This window comes from Amycolatopsis sp. SID8362 (assembly GCF_010550475.1).
In the GTDB taxonomy this organism is placed as follows: domain Bacteria; phylum Actinomycetota; class Actinomycetes; order Mycobacteriales; family Pseudonocardiaceae; genus Amycolatopsis; species Amycolatopsis eburnea.
Genome location: NZ_JAAGNB010001113.1, coordinates 1 through 6,113 on the forward strand (window position 1 = coordinate 1; position 6,113 = coordinate 6,113).

Consider the following 6,113-nt stretch of genomic DNA (forward strand, 5'->3'; position numbering starts at 1 on the left):
CCGTCCGCCACCGAGCGGGCCGCTTCCGCGCAGCGCTCCAGTGCCTGGAACACCTCGGGTGCCGAGCCGGCGATCGCCTCGCCGGCCGGGGTCAGCACGACCCCGCGGCCCGCCGGCGCCAGCACCGGCACGCCCACCTGGCGTTCCAGCCGCTTGAGCTGCTGCGACACCGCCGACGCCGTGAACCCCAGCTCCTCGGCCGCCTTGGCCAGCGTCCCGAGGGCCGCCACCGCACGCAGCGCCCGCAGCGCACCGACCTCGATCATGAAGCCAGGCTACGCAGTACCGGCAAAAAAGCATCGCTGGACCGCACCAGTCGCGGGCGGGCAGGGTCGACGCCATGACGAACTTCGGCGCCCACCTCGTCGCGATGGTCACCCCGATGGAGCCCGGCGGGGCGCTCAGCGAACCCGGCCTCACCCGGCTCGTCGACCACCTGCTCGCCGGCGGGGCCGACGGCCTGGTCGTCGGCGGGACCACCGGCGAGTCCCCGACGTTGAGCGCGGCCGAGTCCGCCGGGCTCGTCCGGAGCGTGGTGGCCCGGACCGGCGGCCGCGCCAGGGTGATCGCCGGTGTCGGCACCTACGACACGGCCGCGAGCATCCGCCGCGCGCGGGACGCCGAGGCGGCCGGCGCGGACGGGCTGCTGCTCGTCTGCCCCTACTACTCGCGGCCGACGCAGGCGGGCGTGCGCGCCCACTGCCTTGCCGTCGCCGACGCCACCGGGCTGCCGGTGATGCTCTACGACGTCCCCGCGCGGGCCGGCATCGCGATGACCCCGGAGACCCTGATCGAGCTCGCCGCCCACCCCCGCATCCGCGCGGTGAAGGACGCGAAGGGCGACCTGTTCGAGGCGATGACCGTCATGGCGAGCACGTCCCTGGCGTACTACTGCGGCATCGACGAGCTGAACCTCCCATACCTCGCGTGCGGCGCGACGGGCCTGGTCAGCGTGGTGGCCAACGTCGTGCCGGACCGGACCGCGGCCCTCGTCCGGGCGGTGCGCGACGGCGACCTGGAGTCGGCCCGGCGCCTCCAGTACGCGCTCAACCCGCTGGTCGACGCCGTCATGCACCACGGACCGGGTACGGCGGCGGCCAAGGCGGAACTGGTCCGGCGCGGTGTCCTCCCGCACGCGGCCGTGCGGCTCCCCCTGGTCGAAGCCGCCTGATCAGCGGGGCAGCCGGTACACCGAGACGTGCGACGGCGACTTCGCCGTGAACTCGGCTCCCGCCCAGTCCGCGTGCCGGGACTCCAGCTCGAAGCCCGCCAGCCGCCCCATCAGGTCCAGCTCGGCCGGCCAGATGTAGCGCTGCGGGCACCGGCCCAGCCGCGCCTGGCGGCCCTCGCCGAACGTGAAGTGGTGCGACACCAGGTGCTGGCGCACGGTGTCGTAGGTGTCCACGCCGAGGTACCCGGGCTCGGCACCGAAGACGACGGCGTCCTGGCCCGGCGGGAGCCGCCGCAGCTCCGGCACCATCAGCTCGATCACGAACCGGCCGCCGGGATCCAGGTGGCGGGCGGCGTTGCGGAAGCACGCCACCTGCTCGTCCTGGGTGAGCAGGTTCCCGATCGTGTTGTAGACCAGGTAGACCAGCGAGTAGCGGCCCGGCGCCGTGGCGGTCGCCATGTCACCGACGACCACCGGGATCGCGGCCTTCTCCGCCAGCTTGGCGAGCATCGGGCGGGACAGCTCGATGCCGGTGACGGAGATCCCGCGCGCCGCCAGCGGGACGGCCACGCGGCCGGTGCCGATCGCGAACTCCAGGACCCGGCCGCCCTCGGCCAGCGAAGCGAGGCGGGTCACGACGGGCTCCACGACCTCGGGGGCGAAGACGCCGCGGCCCGGGGTGTCGTAGCGGTCGGCGGTCTCGACGTCCCAGAGGTCTTCTTGGCGCACGTCTTCCACCTTCGACCCGGCGCCCGAAACTGTCCAACCATTTGAACTTGCCCGATTTCGGGCAAGAATTTGGGGTTCACGACGCCCGCGGTGCATGATGGCCGACGTGCCGGACACCGAGATCGTCGAACGCGTCGCCGCGTCCACCGGGCTCCCGCCCGGGGTCGCCGCTCGGGTCGTCGACGACGTCCTCGCCTTCTACCGGACGCCCACCGAGGCCTACGTCCGGCGGCGGCACACCGAGCTGCAGGCCGAAGGGCGGAAGAATCCCGAGATCTTCCCGCTCATCGCCGCCGAGCTCCGCGGGCGCCTCGTCGCCGCGCCCGCGTTGTCCGAGCGGCAGCTGCGCCGCATCGTCTACGGCTAGAAGAGGTTCTCCCATGTGCGGAATCGTCGGCTACATCGGTGGCCAGAACGCCGCCCCCATCCTGCTCGAAGGCCTGACGCGGCTGGAGTACCGCGGCTACGACTCGGCCGGGATCGCCGTGCTCGGCGCGAAGAACGCCCAGGTCCACCGGGTCGTGGGCCGGGTGCGCAACCTCGCCGCCGCGCTGCCCAAGCGCCTCACCGGCAAGGTCGGCATCGGGCACACGCGGTGGGCCACGCACGGGCCCGCGTCCGAGGCCAACGCCCACCCGCACACCTCCGAGGACGGCCGGATCTGCGTCGTCCACAACGGGATCATCGACAACGCCGACGCCCTGCGCGCGCAGCTCGCCGACGCCGGGGTCACCCTCACCTCCGAGACCGACACCGAGGTCCTCGCCCACCTGATCGCCCGCTCGAACGCGGACACCCTCGAAGACGCCGTGGTCGAGGCGGTCTCGCGGATCACCGGCACGTACGCGATCGCCGTCACCGACAGCGAGCACCCGGACCGGCTGGTCATCGCGCGCAACGGGTCGCCGCTGATCATCGGCGTCGGCGAGCGGGAGATGTTCGTCGCCAGCGACCTCGCCGCGCTGGTCCGGCACACCTCGCAGGTCGCGCACCTCGACGACGGCGAGTTCGCGACCGTCTTCGCCGCCGGCTACCGGACCTTCACCGTCGACGAGAGCGACACCACCAAGCCCGCCACCGAGATCGACATCGCCGCCGAGGACCTCGACCTGGGCGGCTACCCGCACTACATGGCCAAGGAAATCCAGGAGCAGCCCGAATCCGTCGAGCGGATCATCCGCGGCCGGCTCGACGACCGGTTCGGCGTCGCGCGCCTCGACGGGCTCAACCTGACGCCGCGGGAGCTGCGCGGGTTCAGCCGCGTGAAGATCCTCGGGTGCGGGTCCGCCTACTACGCCGGCCAGGTCGGCGCGACGATGATCGAGGAGCTGGCGCGGATCCCGGCCGACGCCGAGGCCGCGTCGGAGTTCCGCTACCGCAACCCGATCATCGAGGCCGACACCCTCTACATCGCGGTCAGCCAGTCCGGCGAGACGATCGACACCGCCTTCGCCGTCGAAGAGATCAAGCGCAAGGGCGGCCGCGTGGTCGGCCTGGTCAACGTCGTCGGCTCGACCATCGCCCGCGCCTGCGACGGCGGCGTGTACCTGCACGCCGGCCCCGAGATCGCGGTCGCCTCGACCAAGGCGCTCACCAACATGGCGATCGGTTTCGCGCTGATCGCACTGGCCCTCGGCCGCGTCCGCGACCTGTCCAATGCGGACGGACAGCGGATCATCGACGCACTGCGCGCCATGCCCGGCCAGATCAAGTCCATTTTGGACGACGGCCCGCGCATCGCCGAGCACGCGAAGGAGTTCGCCACCGCGAACAGCCTGTTCTTCGTCGGCCGCGTCCGGGGCTACCCGGTGGCGCGGGAGGGCGCGCAGAAGTTCAAGGAGATCTCCTACCGCCACGCCGAGGCGTACCAGACGTCCGAGCTCAAGCACGGCCCGCTCGCCCTGATCGACGCCGCGCTCCCGACCGTCGCCATCGTGCCCGCGGACGAGCTGACCGACCGGAACCTGGCCGCCGTGCAGCAGATCAAGGCCCGCGGCGGCGCGGTGCTGGCCGTGACGCACGAGGACGTCGACTTCGGCGAGCTCGACGTGCCGCGGATCGTGGTGCCGAAGACCGAGCCGGAGCTCGACCCGATCCTGCTCACGATCCCGTTGCAGCTGCTCGCCTACCACGCCGCGCTCAGCCTGGGCTACGACATCGACAAGCCGCGCAACCTGGCCAAGTCGGTCACCGTGGAGTGAGCCTCAGCCCAGCCGGAAGTCGGCCACCCGGATCGGCGACGGCGTCGTCCCGGTCGAAACCTGCTGGTACATCACGGAAAGCACGCCGTCGGTGGCTAGCCGGGAGTCGTCGACGTCGACTTCGCCGAAGGCACGCAGGTCCGGGGTGTACACCGTTTTCCAGTCGGTCCACCCGCTCGCCTTCGTCGCCGCGACGATCCGGCCGTAGGGCATCACCAGGTAGGCGTTGTCGGCGCGGTCGAACACGAGCTTCGTGCGCTGGGTCGATTCCGGCGCCACCGGGACCTCGCGCTTGGTCCAGGTGCCGCCGGCCGCCCGGCTGAGGAAGAACGTGCGGCCGTACTGCTTGCGCTGCGCCGAATAGTCCGTGACGCACTGGGTGAAGCGGCCGGGCACGTAGCTGATCACGACATGCGGCTGCCCGGCGGAGTCGACGGCCTGGCTCTCCTGGTTCATCAGGCCGTGGTCGACGCCGAGCGGGTCGACGACCGTGCCGGGCGTGCTCACCGACACCGGCGTCGTGACGGCCGCGCCGGAGCTGGTCCGCCAGCTCCGGCCGCGGTCGTCGCTGTAGACGTACCCGGTGTCGTGGTTGGCGAGACCACCGGCGTTGCACAGCACCCCGGTGTTGCCCTCGCGCCAGGTGAACGCCGCGTGCAGCCGGCCGCCGGGTCCGTAGGTCAGGCCGTGCAGGTACATGTTGCGGGTCGTGCTGGTCACGCCGTTGCCGGAGGTCCACGAGCCGGTCGCCGACGTCCACTTCCCGAGCTTGCGCCAGCTGCCGCCGCTGTACTCGGCGAGTTCGTTGACGCCGTTGCCGGACCCGCCGGTCCGGTAGCTGAGCTGCAGTTTCCGTTCCGGCGTGACGACGAACTGCGGGTAGGTGATCGCGCCGAGGTCGACGCCGTCCAGGGTGCGCTGCACCGGGCCGAACGCCGACGCCGTCCACGCGTGCGAGGACGGCGACGAGAGCAGGCCCGCCTCGGATCCGGTGTAGTAGACCTGGTTGCCGTGGGTGTCCATGGCCACGTGCAGGCGGCCGTCTTCCGGCGAAACGCCCATCGAGATCACGTTGTGCGAGTCGTCGACGGTGAGCTTGTGCGGCAGCACGAGGGTCTGCCACGCACCGGCCGCGGGCCGCCGGGCGAGCACGGCGCTGCGGTCCGCGGTGTACCAGGCCGCGTACTGGTAGCCGGCGTAGCTGAAGATGCCGCTCTGCTGGAAGGAGTCGTTGTTCACCAGCCCGTCGTAGGAGACGAAGTACAGCGCCGCCGGGTCGAGCTGGGTGTCCCCGATCTTGACCGCGGCCACCGCGGCCTCGGCCGGCGTGGCGGGCAGCAGCGGGATTACCGCGGCCGCCAGCACGCCGAGGATCCGGGAAAGCGCTCTCTTCGCCATGACCCCGCCCTTTCCGCCTGCCGTGTTAACGTGAACAAGGATCGGGCGGGACCCGGGCGCCGTCAACCGGCAGATGGTGGGTTTTCCGGTTCAGGGCCGCCCGGCGAGCGTCACGCCGTCGATCTCCTGCCTCCGCAGCCGGGCCTGCTTCGGCATGTTCCAGCCGAGCACGCCGACGACGCGGCCGCCCCGGTGGTAGCGGGCGACGAACCGGCCGTCCGCCGGGTCACCTTCCACAATGGACACCTCGGCGTCCGCGGCCGGGGTGCCGTGCACGTGGATCCGGGCGTCGAACTGGTTCGTCCAGAAGTACGGCACCGGCGTGTACGGGCGGTCCTCGCCAAGGACGTTCCCGGCGACCGCGACCGCCTGCTCGGTGGCGTTGGTCCGGTTTTCCAGCCGCAGCAGCACATCGAGCCGTTCGTGGTGCCAGCGGGCGACGTCGCCCGCCGCGTAGATCCCCTCGGCGGCGCGGCACCGGGAGTCGCAGACCACGCCGTTGTCGCACAGCACGCCGCTGCCCGCCAGCCACTCCGTCGCCGGCGCGGCGCCGAACGCCACGACGGCGACGTCGGCGGGCAGCACCTCGCCGGTTTCGAGCCGCACCCCGGCGA

7 protein-coding genes are annotated in these 6,113 nt (G+C 72.0%); 3 read left to right on the top strand and 4 right to left on the bottom strand.

Annotated features, from left to right (window positions below; genetic code table 11):
• On the bottom strand, positions 1-266 hold a 266-nt coding region (locus G3I65_RS34930), incomplete at its 3' end, for a LysR family transcriptional regulator (RefSeq protein WP_160699884.1).
• Positions 267-340: 74 nt separating this feature from the next.
• Here G3I65_RS34930 and dapA point away from each other — a divergent pair.
• Positions 341-1,171 (top strand): 4-hydroxy-tetrahydrodipicolinate synthase, encoded by an 831-nt coding sequence (gene dapA, locus G3I65_RS34935; RefSeq protein WP_160699885.1) that lies wholly within the window; start codon positions 341-343, stop codon positions 1,169-1,171.
• On the opposite strand, the gene G3I65_RS34940 is transcribed toward dapA, so the two are convergent.
• A complete protein-coding gene (locus G3I65_RS34940; protein WP_309235883.1) occupies positions 1,172-1,900 on the bottom strand; it encodes a class I SAM-dependent methyltransferase in 729 nt (242 codons plus the stop codon). It abuts the gene before it with no gap.
• 94 nt (positions 1,901-1,994) lie between these two features.
• Between G3I65_RS34940 and G3I65_RS34945 the strand changes: the two genes are divergently transcribed.
• On the top strand, positions 1,995-2,267 hold the full coding sequence (locus G3I65_RS34945; protein ID WP_086864105.1) for a hypothetical protein: 273 nt from the start codon (positions 1,995-1,997) through the stop codon (positions 2,265-2,267).
• A 13-nt stretch (positions 2,268-2,280) separates the two neighbouring features.
• Positions 2,281-4,101 carry a glutamine--fructose-6-phosphate transaminase (isomerizing) gene (gene glmS, locus G3I65_RS34950; protein ID WP_160699886.1) on the top strand — a complete coding sequence of 607 codons (1,821 nt, stop codon included), beginning with the start codon at positions 2,281-2,283 and terminating at the stop codon, positions 4,099-4,101.
• A 3-nt stretch (positions 4,102-4,104) separates the two neighbouring features.
• Here the strand turns inward: glmS and G3I65_RS34955 are convergent, their stop codons facing one another.
• Together G3I65_RS34955 and G3I65_RS34960 are read right to left on the bottom strand one after the other, a co-directional pair.
• Positions 4,105-5,499 carry a BNR repeat-containing protein gene (locus G3I65_RS34955; protein ID WP_160699887.1) on the bottom strand — a complete coding sequence of 465 codons (1,395 nt, stop codon included), beginning with the start codon at positions 5,497-5,499 and terminating at the stop codon, positions 4,105-4,107.
• A 90-nt stretch (positions 5,500-5,589) separates the two neighbouring features.
• Positions 5,590-6,113, bottom strand: a 524-nt coding sequence (locus G3I65_RS34960) for an FAD-dependent oxidoreductase (RefSeq protein ID WP_160699888.1), incomplete at its 5' end; no start/stop codon positions are given.

Bases quoted from the DNA above. Each gene is read 5' to 3' on its own strand.
- G3I65_RS34945 (WP_086864105.1), top strand. From the start codon at position 1,995: ATGATGGCCGACGTGCCGGACACCGAGATCGTCGAACGCGTCGCCGCG.
- G3I65_RS34955 (WP_160699887.1), bottom strand. From the start codon at position 5,499: ATGGCGAAGAGAGCGCTTTCCCGGATCCTCGGCGTGCTGGCGGCCGCG.
- dapA (WP_160699885.1), top strand. From the start codon at position 341: ATGACGAACTTCGGCGCCCACCTCGTCGCGATGGTCACCCCGATGGAG.
- glmS (WP_160699886.1), top strand. From the start codon at position 2,281: ATGTGCGGAATCGTCGGCTACATCGGTGGCCAGAACGCCGCCCCCATC.